The organism is Bacillus cereus group sp. MYBK14-1, assembly GCF_051916885.1.
GTDB lineage: Bacteria > Bacillota > Bacilli > Bacillales > Bacillaceae_G > Bacillus_A > Bacillus_A cereus.
This window is the reverse complement of sequence record NZ_JBQAHM010000009.1, coordinates 77,256-99,829: the sequence shown is the minus strand read 5'-3', so window position 1 is coordinate 99,829 and position 22,574 is coordinate 77,256. Positions and strand designations below refer to the sequence as shown.

Here is a 22,574-nt window from a genome sequence, read left to right as displayed (position 1 = left end):
TCTCCTTTTGCATCCCATCGGAAATTTTATGCAAACGTTTTCGTAACACTATCATAACAAAATATGAACAGTTTGCAACTGTTTTCATTGAACTCTATGTAGATTCTTTATTCTTATGCTTTATTTATTTCTCACAAAGGTAAATCTCATTCTTCACCTCTCCTTGTCCACGCGTATTACAGACATTTTTCATATATTAATAAAAAACTCTGATTATTTTAGAAAGGAGTAATAAATTGAAGCAAACAAAATTAACAGGTCGTATCGTTGTTCCCACAGATCCTGACTACGACGTAGCCCGAATGAATTTAAATTTAAGTATTCCAAAACTCCCTTGTATTATTGTTTTTTGTCAAAATAACAAGGATGTCTGTAACGCCTTAAAATGGGCACGTGAACGTCATATACCATTTCGGTTAAGAAGTGGACGTCATAGCTATGAAAATTTTTCTCTTTTAAATAGAGGACTTATTATTGATGTGAGTGAAATGCATCGCATTACTGTTAATACAGAGAAATTAACAGCAACAATTGAGGCTGGTGCAAATCTTGGCACTGTTTATAAAGAACTTTGGAATTACGGTGTTACAATTCCTGCTGGTACAAGTGCAAGCGTTGGAGTTGTTGGATTAGCACTTGGCGGTGGTATTGGTATGCTTTCGCGCTTATTTGGATTAACATGTGATCAATTAATGGAAGTGGAAATGGTACAAGCGTGTGGAAAATTTGGTGCAAAACTCATTCGTGCAAATGAACAAGAAAACTCTAACCTTTTTTGGGCATGCCGTGGTGGCGGTGGTGGAAACTTCGGAATTGTCACTTCCTTAACTTTTCGAGTCCACCCGATAAAAAATGTATCAATTTTCTCAATTACATGGGAATGGGAAGACTTTATTGCTGCATTTCAAGCGTGGCAAAACTGGGCACCTTATATAGATGAACGTCTCACTTCATCGATCGAATTATTCGCCAAGCAACGAAATAAAATTGAAGCACAAGGCGAGTTTGTCGGTTCTCCCTCTGAACTCCATTCCCTATTATCCCCTCTTCTTGAAACTGGTAGCCCCTCTCTCTTTATAGAAGAAGTTCCTTATATAAAGGCTGTTGAATTTTTTAATGGAGGTAACATCCCTGAAAATTTTAAGCGCTCTGGTTCCTATGTCTATAAACCTATTCCCCTTAAAGGCATTCAAATCATGCAATCCTTTCTTTCTCATGCACCAAATAAAGATGCTAGTATTTGGCATCAATCGCTCATAGGTGCTGTTGAAAATATTTCGCCGAATGAAACGGCTTATTTTCATCGTAAAGCAATTATTGCTCAAGAATACATTACCTCTTGGAAATGCGATGATGAAGAAAATCGAAATATACGCTGGGTTAAAGGTTTACGAGAAAGCTTAGATCCTTATACACTAGGTGACTATGTGAACTGGCCCGATATCGACATTAAAAATTGGCAAACTAGTTATTATGGCTCTAACTTTCACAGATTACGTAAAGTAAAAACCATGTATGATCCTTGTGATGTTTTTCATTTCCAACAAAGTATTCCTCCTTTTCATACGTGAAAAAAGGGGATAACATAAAAAAATCATCCAATATACCGTTACCTCGCAGTATGTTGGATGATTCAAGTTGATTTTCTATATCGTTTCAAATTCTTGCTCCTACTCATAAACTTTTACTTACAGATTAATTGTATTTCGTATCATTTTCATGCAATGAATGTAATTTAATATTTGGTACTTTATCTTTTTCAATACCTCTATTATAAGAAACAGGAACTTGAAATTCAAATTGCTTTGTCTCATGTTTTTGTAAATAGACTGGTTTCGGTACTGGATAGCTTTTTGAATTCTCGTTTGCATTATCATATAAAACAACTTTTAATGCTTGTGAATGATTACGATAATTTTTTAAAGTAACAATGCACTTCGGTTGGATATTCTCTCCATTTTTCTCCATTCTACACTGGCTATCTTCTTTTTTATATTCTATTGCTTCTACCCCTGTTTTTCCTGCATAATACCATGTTTTATTCAATGTCTGGAGGATTGTATTTAAAATAAATGGCATCATTACAATCAAAATACTAGTACCTACTACTTTTATTTTATTCATTTTTCTAAATGTACTAGACTCCTTTTTTCCTAGCCATTTTAAAAATAATATAAATGCAATTACATGTAGTATGAAAGAAACAATCAATATATTTGAGACTTTATAATCCATATAAACATACGTATGTATCGGAATCTTATAGACATTGAATAGTTTTTCCCCAATTAATTCATTATCATTTGGAATTTTTAATAATAACAAAACCCCTATACTGTAACAAATAGCTACTAATCGATCATACTCAATACGAATCATTCTTTCTCCCCTTCACTTTGTATTTTATTATCGATTTTAGCTATTATTACCATACTATACAATCTTTTTATAGAGGATAACGTAAAAAAGTTCCTTATAAATATATAAAGAACCTTATTAATATACACTACGAATTAAAAAATCAATATACAATTTTCACATAGAGATTTCTTCAAAATATGTTGGATCATGTATTGTAATTTTTTTATCTAAAATTGTAACAATGCTATCATTTTTTAATTGTTTTAATACGCTGCTAACTGTCTCTCGAGATGTTCCAGATATTTTGGATATTTCAATTGTTGTAAGTGGACATGAAATTACAATCTTTTCTCCACTCTGTTCTCCTAAATCCTGCATTAAATAATTTAACGTTTGGATAACACGATCTTGTGCATTAGGAATTGTAATATTTTGCACTCGATTTTCGTTCAATTTTAATATAGATGATAATTGCTGAACAACGTACATCAATTGTGTTCTGCTGGACTTTACCATATCTTCAAAGATTACCGTTGGAATATAATATACCTCCACATCCGTCATTGCTTCTGCTGTATAGTTATATCCTCTGTCTGTAAACATACCACCATAAGGAAAAATAGAATACCGCTTTACATAGTCATCGTATAATAAGTTCCCATTTTGATTAACCCGCTCTAACTTTACAAAACCATCTAACATGAAGTAAATTCTTTCCCTTGAATCCCCTTCTAAAAATAAAAATTGACCTTTTTTATAAGTTCGCCAATAAACAAACTCTGTTAAGCCTTTCAATTTTTTTTCTGTTAAATGAGCAAATAATTCGAACTGCTTTAAGTCTTTCACTACGTTCCGTCTATTCATAAAATTCCCTCTCTCTTGCTGTATGTTGGAGCGAAAAATCAAGAAAGCGTATTCAATTTGAATTTTATCATAATTAACTTGTATATTCAGATTTCATCATGAAAACTTTATGAACAATGAGTACAAAAAATATTAATAAATAAAAAGAATGAAGTTATTAACCTCATTCTTTTTTTACTACTAAGTAGCGTACATAATAATTTAAACATACATGCATACATTCTGTTTTGAAATAATAGTACCGGCTTTTTCTTCTAGTGCTTCATATACTTTTTCTAAAGACGTAATAATCGTTTTTCTTTTTGGATTTGTATTAACAAAATTAATAGCAGCTTCGATTTTTGGAAGCATGCTTCCCGCAGCAAATTGTTGTTCTTCAATATATTCTTCTAATTGATTCACTGTGACATGCTCTAATTTTTTTTGATTCGGTTGATTATAATTTACATACACATAATCAACTGCAGTTAAAATAACGAGCGTATCGGCATCTACTAATTCTGCTAATTTCTGCGCAGCGAAATCTTTATCGATAACCGCTTCAGTTCCTTTTAACCCTTCTTCAGAATCAATTACTGGAATTCCACCTCCGCCCACAGCTATCACTATGTTTCCATCTTCGACCAAAGAATTAATCACTTTATGTTCATGAATACTTACAGGCTTCGGTGATGGAACAACACGTCTCCATCCTCTACCAGCATCTTCTTTAAACACTGCTTTTGTTTCATCCATTAATTTTCTGGCCTCTTCTTCTGTATAAAAAGGACCAATTGGTTTAGTTGGATTTTTAAATGCCTCATCTTTTTTATCCACAACAACACGTGTTATAACCGTTGCTACATCTTTGTTTATATTCCGTTTTTTCAATGCCTTTTCAATTGCATTTTCCATCCAATATCCAATCATCCCTTGGCTCATTGCCCCACAAGTATCTAATGGCATTGCAGGTGTCTTTTCCGTTTCTGCAGCTTTTTGCTGTAATAAAATATTCCCCACTTGTGGGCCATTTCCATGCGCAATTACTATATCCACATCATTTTCCATTATTTTCACAAGTTGTTCTGCCGTTTTTTCCAACGCTTCTTGCTGCGCTCCCGCAGTAGCTTCTCCAGACTGTATCGCATTTCCCCCTAGTGCAACTACAATTTTTCTTCGTGCCATATTCCAGCCCTCCAGTTGATTTCGCTTTCACAGCGCTTTATAAAGTAATACTGCCTGTAATTAATCCATAAATCGCAAAGAATGCTAAAGCACCAATTGCTACGGATGATGCTAATTCCACTCGAGTAAATATTTGCTTCGAACTCTTTTGCTTTTGAACATTGTAAAAAATAAAAATACCTGGCGCATATAAAGTCATTGTTAATAATAAATACTCTAAACCGGCTGCATAAACTAACCACACGCCATAAATACTTGCGATCAAGCCAATTATTATATTTTTATTTCGATCTGCTTCTTCAGACTTTAAGCTATGCTTCAGTTGATAAAATGCTGAAAAAGCATATGGGATTAAAATAGCTGAAGATGCTAAAGAGAATGCAAAGTTATACGCCTGATCAGAAACGACGAATGTTAACAAGAATATTTGTATTAAACCATTTGTTATCCATAATGAATTTACTGGAGCCTTATTTTTATTTTCTTTTGCGAACCATTTTGGAAATACTCCATCTTTAGCCGCTAAATATGGAATTTCAGAAGCGAGCAAAGTCCAACCTAACCAAGCACCTAATACAGAGATGACTAAACCTAAATTAATAAAGATAGCACCCCATTTTCCAACAACACTTTCAAACAAATAAGCCATAGCCGGATTTTTCAAACCTGCAATGTCTGCTTGCTGCATAAGTCCAAGAGACAATAATGTGATTAAAATGTAAATGATGAGTGTACCAATTAAGCCAATAACGGTTGCTTTCCCTACATCACTTCTATTTTTTGCTCGACTGGATAAAACAACAGCCCCTTCTACCCCAATAAATACCCATAAAGTTACAAGCATTGTACTTTTAACTTGGCTGCCAACTGCTCCCCATGAAAAAGAACCAGTTTGCCCCCAAAATCCATCTAAGAACGTATCAATATGAAACGCAAAGATTCCTATGACAATAAATACAAATACAGGTACTAATTTTGCGATTGTAGTTACTAAATTCACAAGGGCTGCTGATTGAACTCCACGTAAAATTAACATGTGAACACACCATAATAATACGCTTGCACCAATAATGGATTCTACATTTTGACCGCCTTCAAAGATCGGGAAGAAATATCCTAATGAAGAAAACAATAATGTACCGTAAGCTACATTCCCAAGCCAAGCAGATAGCCAGTATCCCCACGCACTATTAAACCCCATAAAATTACCAAACCCTGCTTTTGCATAGCTAAAAATACCACCATCTAAATCTGGCCGTTTTACAGTTAGATTTTGAAAAGATAATCCGAGTGCGATCATCCCAATTCCTGTTATAACCCAGCCAATAATAATGGCTCCAGCACCAGCACCTTTTGCCATATCACTCGCTAAATTAAAGGCTCCACCGCCAATCATAGACCCAACTACAAGAGCCGTTAGTGTAAACAACCCTAATTTCTTATCTTCACCCATTCCACTCACCTCTCTTTAATTGCAATAACAATACAAAAGCAATAGTGAATGATAGTGTCTAAAGGAGGAGAAAGAAGAAAGGAAGACTCCCTTTCTTCTTTACTCCATGTTTCCTAAAGTAGCTGCCATAACCGCTTTAATTGTATGCATTCTATTTTCAGCTTGATCAAATACTTTTGAATGTTTACTGCGGAATACTTCGTCAGTTACCTCCATTTCTTTCAACCCATATTTCTCATAAACTTCTTCGCCATACATCGTTTCAACATCATGAAATGCAGGTAAACAATGTAAGAAAATCACGTTTTCATTCCCTGTTGCTTTAATCATTTTCATATTTACTTGATAAGGTTTCAATAACTCGACACGTTCAGCAAATTTTTCTTCTTCCCCCATAGACACCCATACATCTGTATAAATTACATCTGCATTCGCAACAGCTTCTTCCACATTACTTGTTATCATTACTTGTTCATTATATTTTTTTGCTAAATCAATTACTTCTTGTGCAGGCCATAAAGATTCCGGTGTACAAATACGTACATCCATTCCAACGATTGCTCCACCAACTAGTAAGCTATTAGCAACATTATTTCGCCCATCGCCAACGTAAACGAGCTTCACATTTTTCAATTTCCCTATATGTTCTCTAATTGTTAATAAATCTGCTAGTGTTTGTGTTGGATGCCACATATCTGTTAATCCATTCCAAACTGGCACACCAGAATTTTGTGCTAAAGATTCTACAGTTTCATGATTAAATCCACGAAACTCAATTCCGTCAAACATACGCCCTAACACTTTTGCTGTATCCTCTACAGATTCTTTTTTCCCAAGTTGAATATCACCTTTCCCTAAATATTCAGGATTTGCCCCTAAATCTGTACATGCTACTGTAAATGCACAACGCGTACGAGTAGAAGTTTTTTCAAATAAGAGCGCTACATTTTTACCTTCTAAATAATGATGCGGGATACCGTTTTTCTTTTTCTCTTTTAATTCTGCTGCCAAATCTAGAAAATATAACAATTCTTCTTGTGTAAAATCTTTTTCTGCTAGAAAGCTTCTTCCTTTTAAATTTGGTCTAGTCATTAACATAATTCATCCCTACTTTCTCCGTTATTTATACTAAATATCTTTACGAACAATTGGCATACTCATGCAACGTGGACCCCCACGACCACGAGATAATTCCGAACTTAGCACCTCAATCACTTCTATACCGTGTTCACGTAATAACGTATTAGATACATAGTTACGATCATATGTAACAACTACACCTGGCGCAATTGCTAATGTGTTCGAGCCATCATTCCATTGTTCACGAGCAGAAGCAATTACATCTCCTCCTCCACATGGAATAAGAACTAATTCACTTAAGCCTAATACCTCTTTTAATGCTTCCATTAAAGAAGTACGATGTGTAATTTTAAGAGTTTCCTCATCTGATCCTTTTTCTAAAATATAAATATTCATATTCCCTTTTGGCCCTTGAATGGCTGGGTGAATTGTAAACTTGTCATAATCAACCATTGTAAATACTGTATCTAAATGCATAAATGCTCGACATTTTGGAATTTCTATTGCTAACACTTTCTTAATTTTATTTTGTCGGCTAAAAAGATTTTTAGCTAAACGTTCAATTGCTTTAGCTGAAGTACGAGCAGATACTCCAATCGCAATTGTTTCTTCATTTAAAATTAGCTCGTCGCCACCTTCAATTGGAAATTTATAATCACGATCTAACCAGATTGGTACATTATGTTTTGCAAATCTTGGATGATATTTAATGATGTACTCCATGAATAATGATTCACGTCTACGCGCTGGTTCTCTCATCTTATTTATCGTTAAGCCATCGCCCACGCTAGCTGCTGGGTCACGAGTAAAATATAAATTAGGCATTGGATCTAAGTAAAACGGATAGTGATCTTCCATTAATTCATATAAATGTGTCTTCTTACTTGTTTCAATTTCGTTTTTCCGTACACCGCCCATAATTTTTTGAATTAATTCTTCATTTGAAAAGGAAAGTAAATATTCTTTTAAAGTTTGATGTGCAACATTTACGTCGGCCTGTCCTTCTTTTAAAATACGATCAACAAATTCTTCTCGAAGTTTTTTATCTACTAACGCCTCAGCGGCTAGTTTTTCTAAATAAAGAACTTCAACACCCCGATTGCGTAACGTTTGTGCAAAATAATCATGCTCTTTTTGAATAATTGGTAAGTATGGAATATCGTCAAATAATAATTGCTGCAAATAATCTGGCGTCAAGTTTTCCACTTCTTTACCCGGTCGTTTTAATAAAACCGTTTGTAATTCCCCAATTTCTGAAGTAACATGTATCGGATGTTTCATTTGTTGTACCTCCTTTTAAATATGTTTGATGTCTTACAAGTACATAATAAATGCTCTGTACTTTCATCTTTGTGAAAGCATCCACATTATCATTGTGAAATATTAAACAAGTTATTTTTTTAAAATCATACGAATATGTATTTTTATAACAAACTATCTTGCTTTCTCAATAAAAAATACATATATTACGCATATATATTGAATATTTAACTTCCGTATTTAAACAAAAATCCTGTTTTTAATTTTATTAAAAACAGGATTTTTGCATCTAAATAATTAAATTTAATCTTTCTTCTATAATCTCCCTATCTGATTTCGACTGTGAAATTATAAGGCATGTATCATTTCCACATATACATCCTATTTTTTCTTTCCAATCTAACTCATCAAATAAAACACCAATAACATGTGCATTACCAGGTAATGTTTTAATAACCATTAATTGATCTACACAATCAATTTTTACAACAACTTCTCGTAATTTTTTCTTTAACTTTATATCAGTTTGTAAATGCTCTTCTGAGAAAACTTTATATATCATTAATCCTTCTTGAGAAGGTACCTTCGTTAAGTTTAACTCACGAATATCGCGAGAAACCGTAGCTTGTGTTACTAATACATCTTTTTTTGCTAACAATTCTACTAATCTTTCTTGCTTATCTATTTCATACTCCTTTACAAATTGTTTAATTAACCGTTGTCTTTTTTCTTTTTTCATAAAAGACACCCCTTTTAATATTATAGCTCGCTATAATTTTCATCCGAAAGGGACAGAAAAGAATGTTGCGGAAACGTTCATAGTTTAACTGTAAATATTAAATCAAGCTAAATAAAAAAGAGAAGAACAATATTCTGTTCTTCCTTTTACATTGAAAATCGTTCAATTGTTTGTTTCAAATCAGTTGCTTGCTTCTCTAAATCCTTTAATAATTGATCGATTACTATCATATTTTTAGATTGTTGTAGCGTCACACGTGCTACTTCTTGCGAACCAGCTGACGTTTCTTCAGCAATTGCTGCTACAGCTTTTGTTTGTGCTCCTGTTTGATGAATGTGGCTCACTTGTTCATTCATATAACTACTAATTTGCTGAGTTGCATCGGCTACTTCCATAACACTTGATGACATTTCTTTTAAAATTAATTCCGTAGCTTCCCCACGTTTCGCCTCTTCTTTAGCTATTTTCACTTGTTCTGTCATTTTCATTGCAACTTGTTGTACTTCATCTTGCATATTCCGTAATAACTGCGATATGTTTCTTGCAGAATGATCACTTTCATCAGCAAGTTTACGTACTTCTTCCGCAACAACCGCAAAGCCTCTTCCATGCTCTCCTGCGCGAGCTGCCTCAATAGAAGCATTTAGTGCTAATAAATTCGTTTGGCTAGCAATCGCACTCACAACAGACACAATATGTTCTACTTGTTTCATTCGTTCTTCTAACTTCTGTACATTTTGCATTGAATCTTCATTTTCTTTTGCCAATGTTTGAATACCTTGAATTAAAGACGTAAAGACACGAGTACTATGCCCTAAAGCTTCAACCATTTCTGAAGACAATGTATCAGACTGCTTCGCTTTTTCTTCTACTTCACTTGCAATAGAAGTCGTTGTATCAACAGCAGAAACAATTGCTTGAATTGATGCCGCTGATTGCTCAGCGCCTGAAGAAATCTCTGCAAGTGTCTCAGATACACCTTGCGCTTGTCTCGTTGCTTCGCCTGTTTGTTTTCTAATCTGCTGTACTTGATTATTTGTATACGAAAATGTTGTATCAATATTTTTTACCATGCCCCTTAAGTTTCCTAACATCATATTAAATGCAACACTTAAAGATTTAATTTCATCATCTGTCTTCGGTAATGGAACATCTTCACGAATATCACCCTCAGCTGCTTTTCTTGCCGCTTCCTCTAACTTGCGAAGCGGTTTAATTAAAAATACGGCTGCTCCATATGCTAAAATTCCAGACCATACTACCCCTAATAACATAACAATAATATTATATACAGTTTGACTTACATAACTTTGAAAATAATCGTATATCACGTAAATAAAAAATATACTTGTTGAATATGTAATGAAAGCTAAAACTGTAGTGAATAGCATAAGTTGTGTACGTAATCCAAAAGAAAATGTTTTTCTTTCTTTTTCCATCTTCCCTTTCCCCCTTTTTATAAGCAATATAAATACTACCTATATATTATTATCCATATTTTCATTATAGAAGGATATAGAGATTTTAAAAATCATTATTTCTTTGAATATCAAATTGCACGAAAAAAATAAAGGATTCTGACAATTTATGACTAATAACAGAAATACAGGGCAACATTTGTAAAATATATTTTTAACTGGGGGTTTTGTATGATTCAAGTTCGAAATCTAGTAAAATCATTCGGTTCACTTGATGTGTTAAAAGGAATTGATTTAGAAGTAAAAGAAAAAGAAGTTGTTGTTTTAATTGGTGCCAGTGGTTCTGGTAAAAGTACATTACTTCGCTGTCTTAACTTTTTAGAAATGTACGATGAAGGCGAAATTCACTTACAAGGTGAGCGAATTGATCCAAAGCATTCAAATTTAAATAAAGTCCGCGAAAATGTCGGCATGGTTTTTCAGCACTTTAACCTCTTTCCTCATATGACCTCACTAGAAAACATCATAGAAGCACCTATTCACGTAAAAAAATTAGAGAAAGCAAATGCAAAGGATATTGGAACTCAACTTCTCCAAAAAGTCGGCCTTCAAGATAAAGCGGATGTAACTCCTCATCTTCTTTCAGGTGGTCAAAAACAGCGCATTGCCATTGCACGAGCTCTTGCAATGAGCCCTAAGATTATGCTATTTGATGAGCCTACCTCAGCTTTAGACCCTGAACTTGTTGGAGAAGTATTGCAAGTTATGAAAGAACTTGCTGAAGAAGGGATGACAATGGTTATTGTTACTCATGAAATGAATTTCGCAAGAGATGTAGCTGATCGCGTCATCTTTATGGATGATGGAAAGATTGTAGAAGATGCTCCGCCAGCACAATTTTTTTCAGCTCCATCACATGAACGGGCAAAACAATTTTTACGCAACGTTTTATAATGTAACTTCTGTTTCAAACCAAAAGGAATACATTCATACGGTGCACAACTAATCATCCAAATAAAATATTTCAATAACATACTAAAAAACCATCCGTATGATCAATATATAGGAGGGGTTTTATGAAAAGGAAACTATTAACCATCGTTGCTAGCATTACACTATGTACATCTTTCATACTAGGAGCTTGTAGCAAAGAAAGCTCTACTACTTCAACAAATGGTGAAAAAGAATTTCGCTATGCGATGAGTGGACTATACAAACCTTTTAACTATAAAGAAAATGACGGCAAACTTGTCGGTTTTGATGTAGAAATCGGTGAAGCTCTTGCTAAAAAGATGAACATGAAGGCTACGCCAGTTACAAACCCATGGGAAACGCTGATTCAAGGTCTTCAAGCGAAGAAATATGATGTAATACTGGGTAGTATGGCAATTACAGAGGAGCGCTTAAAAGCTGTTAGTTTCTCAAATCCGTACTATCGCTCTGGCGCCCAAATTTTTGTAGCTAAAAAGAATAACGCTATCTCTTCTCCAGAAGATTTAAAAGCTAAGAAAATTGGTGTTGTAAAGGCTAGTACCTTTAAAAATCTTGTTGCAAAATATACAGATCAAATCACAGAATATGACAGCGATATTACTGCTCTTATGGATTTAGAGCCTGGGCGTGTTGACGCAGTAATTACAGATCAAATGGTTGGTCTACGTATGATAAAAGAAGGAAAATCGAATATAAAAGAAGCTGGAAAACCATTAAATCTTGATGAAATGGGAATTGCTATTCGCAAAGATGATAAAGAAATGGTTGAGAAAGTAAATAAAGCGTTAGATGAAATCATTAAAGATGGTACGTATGAAAAGATCAGTAAAAAATGGTTCGGGCGTAATATTCTCGGTGAAGAGGAAAAAAACGAAGTAAGTTAGCCATTCAAAAGATTCATAAACAGTGCCCCACTGATTAAATGTTCATTTGATGTGGGGCACTTCATTCTCTACTAAAATCTATACAATATGAGGTGAAACGCATGTTTGAAATTTTTATCTCTACCTATCCCACACTCTTAAAGGCTACTATTGTCACATTACAATTAACATTAACCTCCCTAGTACTCGGTTCATTAATTGGATTATTATTTGCTTTCTTTCGAATCTCGAATAATAAAGTTTTAAATAGCATTGCTCATATCTATATTGCTATTATTCGTGGTACACCTTTAATCGTTCAAATCGCAATCCTCTATTTTGGCATTACATCTGTCATTGTTTTCTCCCCTTTTTGGGCAGGAGCAATCGCTTTAGCAATTCATAACGGTGCATATATTACGGAAATTTTCCGAGGATCCATTCAATCCGTCGACCGGGGACAATTAGAAGCCGCTCGCTCCTTAGGTATGCCTTACCCTTTAGCTATGCGCCGGATTATATTACCACAAGCATTTCGTCTATCTCTTCCTCCTCTAGGAAACCAATTTATTATCGGATTAAAAGACTCTTCACTTGTCGCTTACGTAGGACTGTCCGAATTATGGGGATCAGGTTTATCAATTGCAGCAGGTAACTTCCAACAATTAGATACTTACATAATCGTTGGTATATACTATCTCGTACTTGTTCTTCTATTTACTTATTTTGTTAATCTTTTAGAAAAACGACTACAACGAAAAGAAACTAACTCCGTCCAAGTCCATAAAAAGAACAAAAAGGAAGTTTCTTTATAAGAAAAAGCAAGCCTGAGATGGCTTGCTTTTTCATTGCAAAAATATATTAATTTTTACTGATTTACTTTTTTAATACTCTTTTCTTCCTCTATATGTTCCTCACGATATGAAATATTATGAGGATCTAGTCCATTTCCTAAAGAACCATAGAAATGCTCTCTATGCGGATCCACTAATTCACTTCCTTGATAATACACACGTGGTGTATTCCATAGCGCTGCCAAAGCTTTTGTCATCGGCATCTCATGATAGCGTTCCGGCCACATTTCTTTAATCTTCTCTTTTACTAACGGATAGTATTTAGAACTCATAGCGGGAAACAGATGATGTTCTGTATGATATGAGAAATTGAAATGTAAAACGTCTACCCAGCGCGGCACTGTTACTGACAAACAGTTTGCTAACGGATCATTTACTGGAACAATTGGATTTAAGCGGTGATTTGTTGCGATATATGCCATTACAATAAAGTTAGCAATTAACAACGGAATGACATATGCAAATAACCATTTTCCAGGTCCCATAATAAACAATAAACTAATCCAAACTGTCCAAGGCAAAAGAAGTTGAAGCCATACAGATTTTTGATTGGATGACTTGAACTCTTTTATAAAATGAAAGAACATTCGAGTCGAATGCAATGTAAATTGAATTGTTAGTGACAGAAAACTAAAGAATGAACGTACATGTAAAGGCATACGATATACCCAACTCAAAAACTTACTCTTCTTAAGTTTCTCAAGTGTCGGCCATGCATCTGGATCATTCTCTTCATGCTGTGTATGAACATGATGCGTTGCATTATGCCACTTTCTCCAAAGCTTTGGCCCTGTTGATAATGGCATAAATGCAATCGCGCCTAAGAAGTCACGAAGCCATGCCTTTCTTACAACAGTTCCATGTAAAATTTCATGCCCTAAAAATCCTAGTGAAGCAAAACATAATCCAAGAACAATCGCAATTCCTAGATTCGCCCACACATTCAATTCAAATACACCAATCGATATTAATCCCGCCAATGCCACAAGCAAATAAGCCAGTCCACCAAATAAACGAGTAGGCACTGGTTTAAATGCTTTTTTCGGCAAATGTGGTGATACACGTGCTGCATACCACCCAAACGTATGAAGCTCCTTCATCCTTTTGCTCCTTTCTTATGCCGCGCCTTGCGCAACTTACATATATCAATTCTTGCTTCCAGATTGATTTTACTAGATGATCCAAAAAGCATCTATTATAAGGAAAATATACTCACTCTATCGTCACTTATTTTTCGCTTTTATTATCAATGAAAAACATTTCTCTTTTTACTCTCTATCAACCTTTCCACATGATGAATCATAACAATAGAATTTCTATATTGTCAACACCTTTTATGACCTAGTAATAAAAGGTGGTTATATTTTTATAATCATACTTTATTTCACTAAAGAAAATGTATAGATTCCATAAGGATTTACCCACTATATATAGACATTTTCTTAAACGCCATAGACTCTATCTCATTCAATAACTCCCTATGTAATCAACAAACAGAATCACTTGAATTTAGTTTTATATAAATCCTACTACATCATAATGCCCCACCTAATTAATTATATTAAAATAATTTATAACCTCTTTTAATAAAAATAGACTACTTCTAAAACAACACACATGAATTTCATATAATATGGAAATATTAAAAGGAAAATTGTTCTAAAATCAGGAGGTTTCCGCAATGACAAGTGATACATTTCCACAACTGCCGCTATCTTATTGGATTGAATCTACTCAGTTTCCTACTTTCCCTCGTTTATCCGAAAATATAAAGACGAAAGTTGCTATTATCGGTGCTGGTATTACAGGTATTACTACTGCCTATTTACTTGCAAAAGAAGGCATCGATGTTGTTTTAATTGATTCTGGTCGTATTTTAAATGGAACGACTGGGCATACAACAGCGAAAGTAACAGCACAACATGATCTTATTTATGATGAATTAATAAATCATTTCGGTGTAGAAAAGGCCCGGCTTTACTATGAATCAAATAATCAGGCTCTACAATTCATAAATAAAACTGTTCAAACATATAAAATCGACTGTAATTTCTCAAATGAAGATTCATATTTATATACAACTACTGATAACGGATTAAGAAATTTATCGAAAGAATATGAAGCTTATCAAAAATTAAATATACCTTGTGACTATGTTCAATCTCTATCGATTCCTATTCCAGTACAATCTGCGCTTGTAATGAAAAATCAAGCACAATTCCATCCCCTTCTTTATTTAAAAACACTTTTAGAAAAGTTTGTGGAGATGGGCGGAAAGGTCTACGAACAAACAACAGCTATGGATGTGGAAAAGGGCGATTATTCACAAATAATTACAAAAGAGGGCCATCATATCACTTGTGAATATGTCGTCTCTTGTTCACATTTTCCTTTTTATGATGCGAATAGCTTTTTCTTTACGCGAATGTACGCAGAACGCTCCTACGCTCTTGCAATAAAAGCAAAAACGGAGTATCCAGGTGGCATGTATTTAAGTATTGATGATCCAAAGCGCTCCTTACGCTATATAACAAACAATGGAGAAAAATTAATTTTGATTGGCGGAGAGAGTCATAAAACAGGTCAGGGAATAAATACGATGCTTCATTATGAAGCACTCTATTCTTTTGCTGAAGCCACTTTTGGAATAGATGAAGTTCCTTATAGATGGTCAGCACAAGATTTAATTACTCTAGATAAGCTTCCTTATATCGGACATATTAACGAAAGAAATCCAAATATATTTGTTGCAACTGGATATCGCAAATGGGGAATGACAACTGGAACTGCTGCCGCTCACCTACTGAAGGACTCCATCCTAAAAGTTCACAGTCCCTATAAAGAACTGTATGCACCATCACGCTTCCATGCAAATCCAGATATAAAAACGTTCCTCTCCCAAAACATTGATGTTGCGAAACATTTAATTGCAGGAAAGATTGAAACCGCATTACGTAAGCCAGAAGATCTCGAAGTTGGTGAAGGATCTGTCGTACATGTTAACGGTAAACGAGCAGGTGCTTATAAGGACAAAGAAGGAAAATTACATATCGTCGATACAACTTGTACACATCTCGGCTGTGAAGTTGAATGGAATAATGGTGATTGTACTTGGGATTGCCCTTGCCATGGTTCTCGTTTTTCAATTGAGGGAGACGTTCTTGAAGGCCCAGCAGATCAACCGTTAAAACGAGTTGATAATGAGTAAACAAATAAAGAAGTTCAACAAAATTACTGTTGAACTTCTTTATTTGTTATAAACCCTTTTCAGATAAAATTCGACACAAGGAGGAAAATATTAACATTAAATAAAATAATATATTCATCTACAAATTAAAAGGGGTGAATATTATGCAACCTTCAGCTCCACCTCATCTAGAATCTACAGAAACTATCTTTCCAAGCTCTATTACAAAACTTGTTGTTTTTATTTGTTGGCTAGCCATTTTAGCTGATGGATATGATTTAGGTATTTACGGTGCCGTTCTACCAAAGCTCCTAGAAGACAAAAGCTGGGCGCTATCACCAGCGCATGCTGGTACAATTGCAAGCTATGCTTTATTTGGGATGTTTATTGGGGCTATTCTAGTTGGAACGATTACAGATCTAATTGGGCGTAAATGGACGCTTATATGCTGTTTAGCACTTTTTTCTATCACAATGGGTTTAGCGGCTATCGCTCCTTCTCCTGAGTTATTTGGATTATCTCGATTTATAGGAGGAATCGGATTAGGCGGTGTTATCCCAACAGCTTCAGCACTTACTGTTGAATATTCACCAAAAAAAAGGCAATCTTTTATTTATGCTCTTATGTTTACTGGCTATCCTTTAGGTATCGTGTTAGGTGCTATTTTGTCCATGCTTATGTTAGAAGATTTCGGATGGAGAATTATGTTTGGTATCGGAATGATTCCACTACTCCTCATCCCTTTCATTATTCGCTATTTACCCGAGTCCATTCAATTTTTATTATCACGTAATCACCAAGAAGAAGTGAACCAAATTCTTAATCGTTTTCAAATTGAATTTCATGTAAAAGATAAAACTCATCAAGACCCATCTACTATACGAAAGAAAAATGGATTTTTTACTTTATTCTCAAAAGAATACATAAAAGCAACGCTACTTTTTTGGATCACTTATATAATGGGAATGTTTTTAATATATGGTTTAAACACTTGGTTACCACAGATGATGCGCCAGGCAGGATATCCTCTTGGGTCTAGTCTGTCATTTCTACTTATGCTAAATATTACCGCAGCTATCGGCGCACTATTCGCTGGAGCAATTGCTGATCGTATAGGAGCAAAAATTGTTATTAGCATCTCTTATCTTATGGCAGCCATATGTATCGGACTATTAACAATCAAACCATCTGTTACAATCATTTATCTTTTAATTGGCCTTGCTGGTATTGGATCAGTCGGTATTACTCAAATATTAAATGCATATGTAACACAATACTTCCCATCACATATCCGAGCTACCTCCTTAGGCTGGGGACTGGGGCTTGGCCGAGTTGGTGCAATTGCTGGCCCAATTCTCGTCGGTATTATTATGACAATGCAATATGACTTAGCATGGAATTTTTACTTATTCTCCTTTGCAGGTCTTATCGCAGCTATATCTGTTTTCTTCATTCCTACAAAATAAAAAGAGCACAAACTTACTTGTGCTCTTTTTCATATGCTTCAAACAACATATCTCGAAACAATGTATTTAAACTCTCAATATCGATTCCTGATCCCTTTTCAATTCCTTTTACATATTGCTGATAGTAATGAATTTGTTCTTCTAAAAATTGATTTAGCACCTTAATTTTCAATCCAACATCTAATTCAGTACCTGCTTTTTTCTTTATTAACAACTTTTCAATTTCATCTAATACGCTACGTTCTAATGATAATTCTGTAATTAATCGATCAAATTCTACAGGAGGTAAAGTCGTTTTCTCTTCTAGCCACTTACAAGCTAAAATGGGACGTAATACATAAAAGTACTTTTTCAGCTTTACATTCTCACCTTGCAAAAATTCACGATAATTTTTCGACGCCATATGTAAATAATGATATATCGTTGCTTTTGGATCAAAATTCTTCTCACTCATCTGTTGAAGTAGTTCTGGAAAATTAGAGTTTTTCGAATAAAAAATTGGTGATCGAATCCACTCAAGTAAAGCAGGATTCGACTTCGCGAATAGTTGCAACGCCTTTTTAATATCCCAACCACTTATATCTAAATCATCACTAATTGGATATTCAATTACATCTCGTTTGTCATGAATTGATAAATACCATTCTACCGGATGTATATAAACAAACCTAACATCATAATCGCTATCTTTCGATGGAAACCCCCAAGCACGACTCCCTGATTCCACCGCAAATAAAATTTTTACATCATTCTCTTTTTCAATTCTTTCTAACTCCAACTCGATTTTCTCTCTCATTTCATAACATCTCCATTTTTTGATTATTTCCTTGGAAATTCGACAATACACTATTAATTTTACTACATACTAAAAAAACTGTCAGAAATTACTGACAGCCTAATGAAACGTCTATTGTTGCTTTTCAATTACAGTAGCAGCAATTCGTTCAAACTCTTTTTGAATCTCCTCTTTATATGCATCTACTATTGAAAAATCCATAGCAGCAATATAAATTCGTTCTAATTTATCACGAACCGATTTTGCTTTCGCTAAGAAAGACATCGCCTCATTCATTTTTGCTTTATATTGAATGGAGACATCACGAATTTCCTTCGCATATTTCTCATCCGTCCCTGGCGTAACAATAAGGGCATACATATCAATAATTTCATCACCCTCGCGACTTGGAAAATATTCATGTGGTGCGGTGCTATCAAAAATTGCAAATCCTAATTCTCTTACGATAACCATATCAAGACTATTCGGGTCAAATCCGCAATGATATACTTCAACTTCAAACCCTTTTTCTTCAGCTGCCTTAGCTAACTTTTTGAGCATCGTTGATTTTCCAGAGCCTGGGCGCCCTTTTATGAAATAACGATGTGGTAACCCTTCTGTTAAATTAGGAACAAAATCAACTGCTCCTTTCGGTGTAGCAGCTCCTAAAAAACGATGTTTTACAAGCGATTGTCTCCCGCTTTTATCTGCAAATAATTTCTGGATTAGCTGATTGGTTAGTTCATTTGCTTTATTAAAATCTATATTATCAATATATATCTTCTCCCACTCATCATGTATAACCAATGCCTCTTTAAAACGTGCGTAAGCAAACTGAAAAGCTTTGCTTGCTTCTGAAACAAATCTTTCAATTTCTAACTTCTGCTTTCTTAGTTTATCTGAGTCCCAAGCAATTCCTAAATTTATATACTCTTCAACAACTCCTGGCATTTTTGGCTCAATAACATGCGGCGATGTCCCATCAACAATTCCTACTTTTAATTTTGGGATAATTACACCATCAACCGATTTATTATCAGAAGAACAATGTAAAAATTCAATATCATATCCTTTTTCAATCCATTCACGACCTATTGCCTTTATTAAAGAAGATTTTCCCGTTCCTGGGCCACCCTTTAAGATAAATAATCTGTCTAATCCTTTTAAATTCTCTTCGTATAAATTGTGAAATCCCCTAGCTGTATTACCACCAGCATAATAATTTAATACATTTCCTGTCACTGCACTCACTCCTTCGCAGCATTCTATTTACATAAGCTACAATATGCGAGCAGCTTTATTTGGGTGAATACCTATTTTGTATTGCACGCAAAAAGGAAATGAATTACAATTTAACTATCGGAAAATTCCGATTTTAAAAACTGAATACTTCTTTATCAAGAGAGGCAGAGGGACCGGCCCTTTGAAGCCCAGCAACCTCAGTTTATACAAACTGAATAGGTGCTAATTCCTGCAAAATGCAATGCATTTTGGAAGATAAAACTCAACTAGCATGTAAAGCTCATCTTTCTTGATACTGAAGGATGAGCTTTTTATTATTTGAAAAACATATATTGGAGGTATGTAAAATGAAAGTAATTGATTTATCACAAACATTTGAAAATAATATGTCTCAATTTCCTGGAACACCTAAAATACAACTAGAAGCTGTTACAAGTGTTGAAGAATCAGGATATCAAGTTACAGATTTTCATTCTGTCGTTCATGTTGGCACGCATTGTGATGCTCCTGCGCATTTTATTTCAGGCGCAACGACCATCGATCAATTACCGCTGGATCAATTTGTAGGTGAAGCTGTTCTTATAGATGTAACACATATTCAAGAGCGAAAATTACCTAAGACAGTATTGCATAATACTGACATAAAAGAAGGTGATATTGTTATTTTTCATTCTAATCTATCCACAAAATGGAATACAGAAGCTTATGAGAAGGAAGCATTTTATCTTTCTGAAGAATTAGCTAAAGAACTAGTGCGATTAAAAGTAAAATCTATCGGTTTAGATTTCATTTCTCCTGATGAAGTCACAACAGAAACATCACCGATTCATCACATATTACTAGGGAATGATATTTACTTAATTGAAAACTTAACAAATCTAGATGCTATCGAAGCAAAACGTTTCTTTTTCTCAGCAGCACCTTTAAAAATTAAAAATAGTGACGGTGCTTTCGCAAGAGCATTTGCTGTTATTTTTTAAACATAGCCTATAAAAAAAGCAAAGGCCACTACTGGTCTTTGCTTCTATATTTTCTATTTAAATTAAGAAAGAATTGTTCCACACGAGGACGCACCCAAGCTAAACAATCTATCTCTTTCTTCTTTGTGCAAGCTATCTCTTCTCCATCTACCATTTCAACAAGTTCTAGTTCTAACAGTTGCCTCGTGAATGCTAACATATTCACTTCTTCGGATGGATACTCTTCTTTTAATTTCTCCTCAATTTCCCCCAATAAAAAACCGTCACGCATCATTGCCAATGCATCAATCCAAAGTGGCGGCATTTCATATTTTTCTCCTGTAATTGTATCTTTTACAATATAATTCTTTTGCTCTTTTCGAAATTGAATCGTGTGTAAACATACAGTCGAATTTAATGTTAATTCCATCATACCACCTCTTTCATAATATCTGCATAGAAAAAAGGATGCGTGTGCACCCCTTCTTATCTTTTCATAACACTACTGAACCGCTACATGAGCAATCAATCTCATGTCGATATTTTCCTCCATTATAAACGAAGTATTTTATAAAAAAAACCCTTCTTGAAACATTTTATAAAATGTTTATATTTACACAACAAGAACACTTTTCTGAAAAATCTTTTCTCCCAATACATTAAAAGGTCGGCAAAAAAATTTCTACTTTCGTTCCTACTCCTACACTACTTTGGATCGTGATACTCCCTTGATGTTCCTTAATAATTTTATATGTAATCATTAATCCAAGTCCTGTACCAGTCTCCTTTGTTGTGTAAAACGCCTTGCCAATTTTTTCTAACTTCTCATTCTCTATACCAAATCCTTGGTCTTCAACAGAAATACACAAATGTCCTTGCGTTTTTTGATATGCACGGATATGAATTTCTCCACCCTCTGGCATTGATTCTATTCCATTTTTAATGATATTTAATAACACTTGTTTTAATTGCTTATCATCACCGTTTATAGCCGGTAAATTCCCATCTACTTGTAAATGACATTTAACTCTATATTGCGTTGCATAACTTTCCATTAGATGCACAACATATAGAAGGATGTCTCGTATATTACACCTTTCATAATTTGTTGGCTTTGGTTTTCCTAACAACATCAATTCACTAACAAATCCATTGACTCTTTCAATTTCTTGTAGCATAATGTCGTAGCTCATCGTATCAGTTGGATTTCTTTCTTTTTGCATTTGCGTAAACCCTTTTAACGCTGTTAACGGATTTCGAATTTCATGAGCAATTGTTGTAGACATAGTCCCAATCACAGCTAAATTTTCCGTCTCTTTCATATTGTTCATCATTTCAACCACTGTTCTTACATAAGATTGAAATCGTTTTAATAAAGAATGTGAAATAATGAAATAAAATACACATAAAACAAGTGGAATTATCACTTTTAAATCTTGTAATAGCAATGTGAAAAATACGTACTTTCCAATTACACTAAAGGACACTAAATAAAAGTATTTTCTATTCACGAAAACTGGGGCAAATAAAATTAATAACATTTCTACCATACTGCCATGTTCAAAAGGTCTATCCGTTCGCAAATAAATCATTAAATTATTCACAAGATTGATAAACATGTACCCAAATAAAAATAAATATTTTACAGAATATACATACCCTCTTTTTTGAAGATATATAGAAATAGGAAATAATGCTATTACAAATATAGGCACACCTATCCCAAGACTACCTTCTGGCCAACCTACCGCTGTTCCACTAATATTCATAGCAGGATATACAAAATAATATATAGCGTCATATAAAAAGAATATAATATAAAATAATAATATAAATACCTTTAAGGCTCTTCTTTCTTCATAAATCAAGCTCTTGTATTTATTCATATAAAAACTC

General features: G+C 34.2%; 19 protein-coding genes, 2 pseudogenes and 1 riboswitch. Of the genes and pseudogenes, 7 read left to right on the top strand and 14 right to left on the bottom strand.

The genetic code is table 11. The features are described 5' to 3' along the window. The first annotated feature begins 236 nt into the window (after positions 1–236). Positions 237–1,571: an FAD-dependent oxidoreductase gene (locus ACTFR3_RS21200; RefSeq protein ID WP_000814898.1), complete on the top strand. Its 1,335-nt coding sequence runs from the start codon at positions 237–239 to the stop codon at positions 1,569–1,571. A gap of 124 nt (positions 1,572–1,695) precedes the next feature. Here ACTFR3_RS21200 and ACTFR3_RS21195 read toward each other — a convergent pair whose 3' ends face one another. From ACTFR3_RS21195 to ACTFR3_RS21155, 9 genes and pseudogenes are all read right to left on the bottom strand, one after another. After that, the gene (locus tag ACTFR3_RS21195) at positions 1,696–2,379 is read right to left on the bottom strand and encodes a hypothetical protein (RefSeq protein ID WP_000619186.1); all 684 of its coding nucleotides are present in this window, start codon (positions 2,377–2,379) and stop codon (positions 1,696–1,698) included. A gap of 156 nt (positions 2,380–2,535) precedes the next feature. Further along, positions 2,536–3,225, bottom strand: a complete 690-nt coding sequence (locus tag ACTFR3_RS21190) for a Crp/Fnr family transcriptional regulator (protein WP_001081905.1) — start codon at positions 3,223–3,225, stop codon at positions 2,536–2,538. A 201-nt stretch (positions 3,226–3,426) separates the two neighbouring features. After that, positions 3,427–4,389 carry a carbamate kinase gene (arcC, locus tag ACTFR3_RS21185; protein ID WP_000113951.1) on the bottom strand — a complete coding sequence of 321 codons (963 nt, stop codon included), beginning with the start codon at positions 4,387–4,389 and terminating at the stop codon, positions 3,427–3,429. Positions 4,390–4,426: 37 nt separating this feature from the next. Then, a complete protein-coding gene (gene arcD / locus ACTFR3_RS21180; protein WP_000503412.1) occupies positions 4,427–5,842 on the bottom strand; it encodes an arginine-ornithine antiporter in 1,416 nt (471 codons plus the stop codon). A gap of 99 nt (positions 5,843–5,941) precedes the next feature. Further along, positions 5,942–6,940 carry an ornithine carbamoyltransferase gene (gene argF / locus ACTFR3_RS21175; protein WP_000930289.1) on the bottom strand — a complete coding sequence of 333 codons (999 nt, stop codon included), beginning with the start codon at positions 6,938–6,940 and terminating at the stop codon, positions 5,942–5,944. Positions 6,941–6,970: 30 nt separating this feature from the next. Further along, positions 6,971–8,203 (bottom strand): arginine deiminase, encoded by a 1,233-nt coding sequence (arcA, locus tag ACTFR3_RS21170; protein WP_000682331.1) that lies wholly within the window; start codon positions 8,201–8,203, stop codon positions 6,971–6,973. Positions 8,204–8,471: 268 nt separating this feature from the next. Further along, on the bottom strand, positions 8,472–8,921 hold the full coding sequence (gene argR, locus ACTFR3_RS21165) for an arginine repressor (protein ID WP_000711826.1): 450 nt from the start codon (positions 8,919–8,921) through the stop codon (positions 8,472–8,474). Between the two features lie 146 nt (positions 8,922–9,067). Then, positions 9,068–9,640, bottom strand: a pseudogene (locus ACTFR3_RS21160) (methyl-accepting chemotaxis protein); the annotation flags it as partial. A gap of 369 nt (positions 9,641–10,009) precedes the next feature. Next, positions 10,010–10,195: pseudogene (locus ACTFR3_RS21155) on the bottom strand (HAMP domain-containing protein); the annotation flags it as partial. A 375-nt stretch (positions 10,196–10,570) separates the two neighbouring features. On the opposite strand from ACTFR3_RS21155, the gene ACTFR3_RS21150 reads away from it, so the two are divergent. The 3 genes from ACTFR3_RS21150 to ACTFR3_RS21140 all read left to right on the top strand — a co-directional run bounded on the left by ACTFR3_RS21150 (position 10,571) and on the right by ACTFR3_RS21140 (position 13,010). Beyond that, positions 10,571–11,293, top strand: a complete 723-nt coding sequence (locus ACTFR3_RS21150) for an amino acid ABC transporter ATP-binding protein (protein ID WP_000616925.1) — start codon at positions 10,571–10,573, stop codon at positions 11,291–11,293. Between the two features lie 122 nt (positions 11,294–11,415). After that, on the top strand, positions 11,416–12,216 hold the full coding sequence (locus tag ACTFR3_RS21145; protein WP_440044801.1) for an ABC transporter substrate-binding protein: 801 nt from the start codon (positions 11,416–11,418) through the stop codon (positions 12,214–12,216). A gap of 101 nt (positions 12,217–12,317) precedes the next feature. Then, positions 12,318–13,010 (top strand): amino acid ABC transporter permease, encoded by a 693-nt coding sequence (locus ACTFR3_RS21140; protein WP_063220695.1) that lies wholly within the window; start codon positions 12,318–12,320, stop codon positions 13,008–13,010. Between the two features lie 53 nt (positions 13,011–13,063). On the opposite strand, the gene ACTFR3_RS21135 is transcribed toward ACTFR3_RS21140, so the two are convergent. Beyond that, the gene (locus ACTFR3_RS21135) at positions 13,064–14,149 is read right to left on the bottom strand and encodes a fatty acid desaturase family protein (RefSeq protein ID WP_000661226.1); all 1,086 of its coding nucleotides are present in this window, start codon (positions 14,147–14,149) and stop codon (positions 13,064–13,066) included. A 581-nt stretch (positions 14,150–14,730) separates the two neighbouring features. On the opposite strand from ACTFR3_RS21135, the gene ACTFR3_RS21130 reads away from it, so the two are divergent. Both ACTFR3_RS21130 and ACTFR3_RS21125 read left to right on the top strand, forming a co-directional pair. Further along, positions 14,731–16,257 (top strand): FAD-dependent oxidoreductase, encoded by a 1,527-nt coding sequence (locus ACTFR3_RS21130; protein WP_000199986.1) that lies wholly within the window; start codon positions 14,731–14,733, stop codon positions 16,255–16,257. A 143-nt stretch (positions 16,258–16,400) separates the two neighbouring features. Further along, positions 16,401–17,702: an MFS transporter gene (locus ACTFR3_RS21125; RefSeq protein ID WP_001183078.1), complete on the top strand. Its 1,302-nt coding sequence runs from the start codon at positions 16,401–16,403 to the stop codon at positions 17,700–17,702. Positions 17,703–17,715: 13 nt separating this feature from the next. On the opposite strand, the gene ACTFR3_RS21120 is transcribed toward ACTFR3_RS21125, so the two are convergent. After that, entirely contained in the window at positions 17,716–18,498 is a 783-nt protein-coding gene (locus ACTFR3_RS21120; protein WP_001208237.1) for a nucleotidyltransferase domain-containing protein, read from the bottom strand. Between the two features lie 111 nt (positions 18,499–18,609). Beyond that, positions 18,610–19,719 carry a PRK06851 family protein gene (locus ACTFR3_RS21115; RefSeq protein WP_000147458.1) on the bottom strand — a complete coding sequence of 370 codons (1,110 nt, stop codon included), beginning with the start codon at positions 19,717–19,719 and terminating at the stop codon, positions 18,610–18,612. Between the two features lie 149 nt (positions 19,720–19,868). Then, positions 19,869–19,981: riboswitch (SAM riboswitch) on the top strand. An 85-nt stretch (positions 19,982–20,066) separates the two neighbouring features. On the opposite strand from ACTFR3_RS21115, the gene ACTFR3_RS21110 reads away from it, so the two are divergent. Then, on the top strand, positions 20,067–20,699 hold the full coding sequence (locus ACTFR3_RS21110; protein ID WP_006926178.1) for a cyclase family protein: 633 nt from the start codon (positions 20,067–20,069) through the stop codon (positions 20,697–20,699). 28 nt (positions 20,700–20,727) lie between these two features. Here the strand turns inward: ACTFR3_RS21110 and ACTFR3_RS21105 are convergent, their stop codons facing one another. Together ACTFR3_RS21105 and ACTFR3_RS21100 are read right to left on the bottom strand one after the other, a co-directional pair. After that, a complete protein-coding gene (locus tag ACTFR3_RS21105) occupies positions 20,728–21,108 on the bottom strand; it encodes a hypothetical protein (RefSeq protein ID WP_000424116.1) in 381 nt (126 codons plus the stop codon). Between the two features lie 229 nt (positions 21,109–21,337). Then, entirely contained in the window at positions 21,338–22,564 is a 1,227-nt protein-coding gene (locus tag ACTFR3_RS21100) for an ATP-binding protein (protein WP_001046103.1), read from the bottom strand. Positions 22,565–22,574 lie beyond the last annotated feature (10 nt).

Excerpts from the sequence above, each read along its gene's own strand:
- ACTFR3_RS21105 (WP_000424116.1), bottom strand. The coding sequence starts at position 21,108 with ATGGAATTAACATTAAATTCGACTGTATGTTTACACACGATTCAATTT.
- ACTFR3_RS21110 (WP_006926178.1), top strand. The coding sequence starts at position 20,067 with ATGAAAGTAATTGATTTATCACAAACATTTGAAAATAATATGTCTCAA.
- ACTFR3_RS21150 (WP_000616925.1), top strand. The coding sequence starts at position 10,571 with ATGATTCAAGTTCGAAATCTAGTAAAATCATTCGGTTCACTTGATGTG.
- ACTFR3_RS21140 (WP_063220695.1), top strand. The coding sequence starts at position 12,318 with ATGTTTGAAATTTTTATCTCTACCTATCCCACACTCTTAAAGGCTACT.
- argR (WP_000711826.1), bottom strand. The coding sequence starts at position 8,921 with ATGAAAAAAGAAAAAAGACAACGGTTAATTAAACAATTTGTAAAGGAG.
- ACTFR3_RS21190 (WP_001081905.1), bottom strand. The coding sequence starts at position 3,225 with ATGAATAGACGGAACGTAGTGAAAGACTTAAAGCAGTTCGAATTATTT.
- ACTFR3_RS21145 (WP_440044801.1), top strand. The coding sequence starts at position 11,416 with ATGAAAAGGAAACTATTAACCATCGTTGCTAGCATTACACTATGTACA.
- ACTFR3_RS21195 (WP_000619186.1), bottom strand. The coding sequence starts at position 2,379 with ATGATTCGTATTGAGTATGATCGATTAGTAGCTATTTGTTACAGTATA.
- arcD (WP_000503412.1), bottom strand. The coding sequence starts at position 5,842 with ATGGGTGAAGATAAGAAATTAGGGTTGTTTACACTAACGGCTCTTGTA.
- ACTFR3_RS21120 (WP_001208237.1), bottom strand. The coding sequence starts at position 18,498 with ATGAGAGAGAAAATCGAGTTGGAGTTAGAAAGAATTGAAAAAGAGAAT.
- ACTFR3_RS21130 (WP_000199986.1), top strand. The coding sequence starts at position 14,731 with ATGACAAGTGATACATTTCCACAACTGCCGCTATCTTATTGGATTGAA.
- ACTFR3_RS21100 (WP_001046103.1), bottom strand. The coding sequence starts at position 22,564 with ATGAATAAATACAAGAGCTTGATTTATGAAGAAAGAAGAGCCTTAAAG.
- ACTFR3_RS21125 (WP_001183078.1), top strand. The coding sequence starts at position 16,401 with ATGCAACCTTCAGCTCCACCTCATCTAGAATCTACAGAAACTATCTTT.
- argF (WP_000930289.1), bottom strand. The coding sequence starts at position 6,940 with ATGTTAATGACTAGACCAAATTTAAAAGGAAGAAGCTTTCTAGCAGAA.
- arcA (WP_000682331.1), bottom strand. The coding sequence starts at position 8,203 with ATGAAACATCCGATACATGTTACTTCAGAAATTGGGGAATTACAAACG.
- ACTFR3_RS21135 (WP_000661226.1), bottom strand. The coding sequence starts at position 14,149 with ATGAAGGAGCTTCATACGTTTGGGTGGTATGCAGCACGTGTATCACCA.
- arcC (WP_000113951.1), bottom strand. The coding sequence starts at position 4,389 with ATGGCACGAAGAAAAATTGTAGTTGCACTAGGGGGAAATGCGATACAG.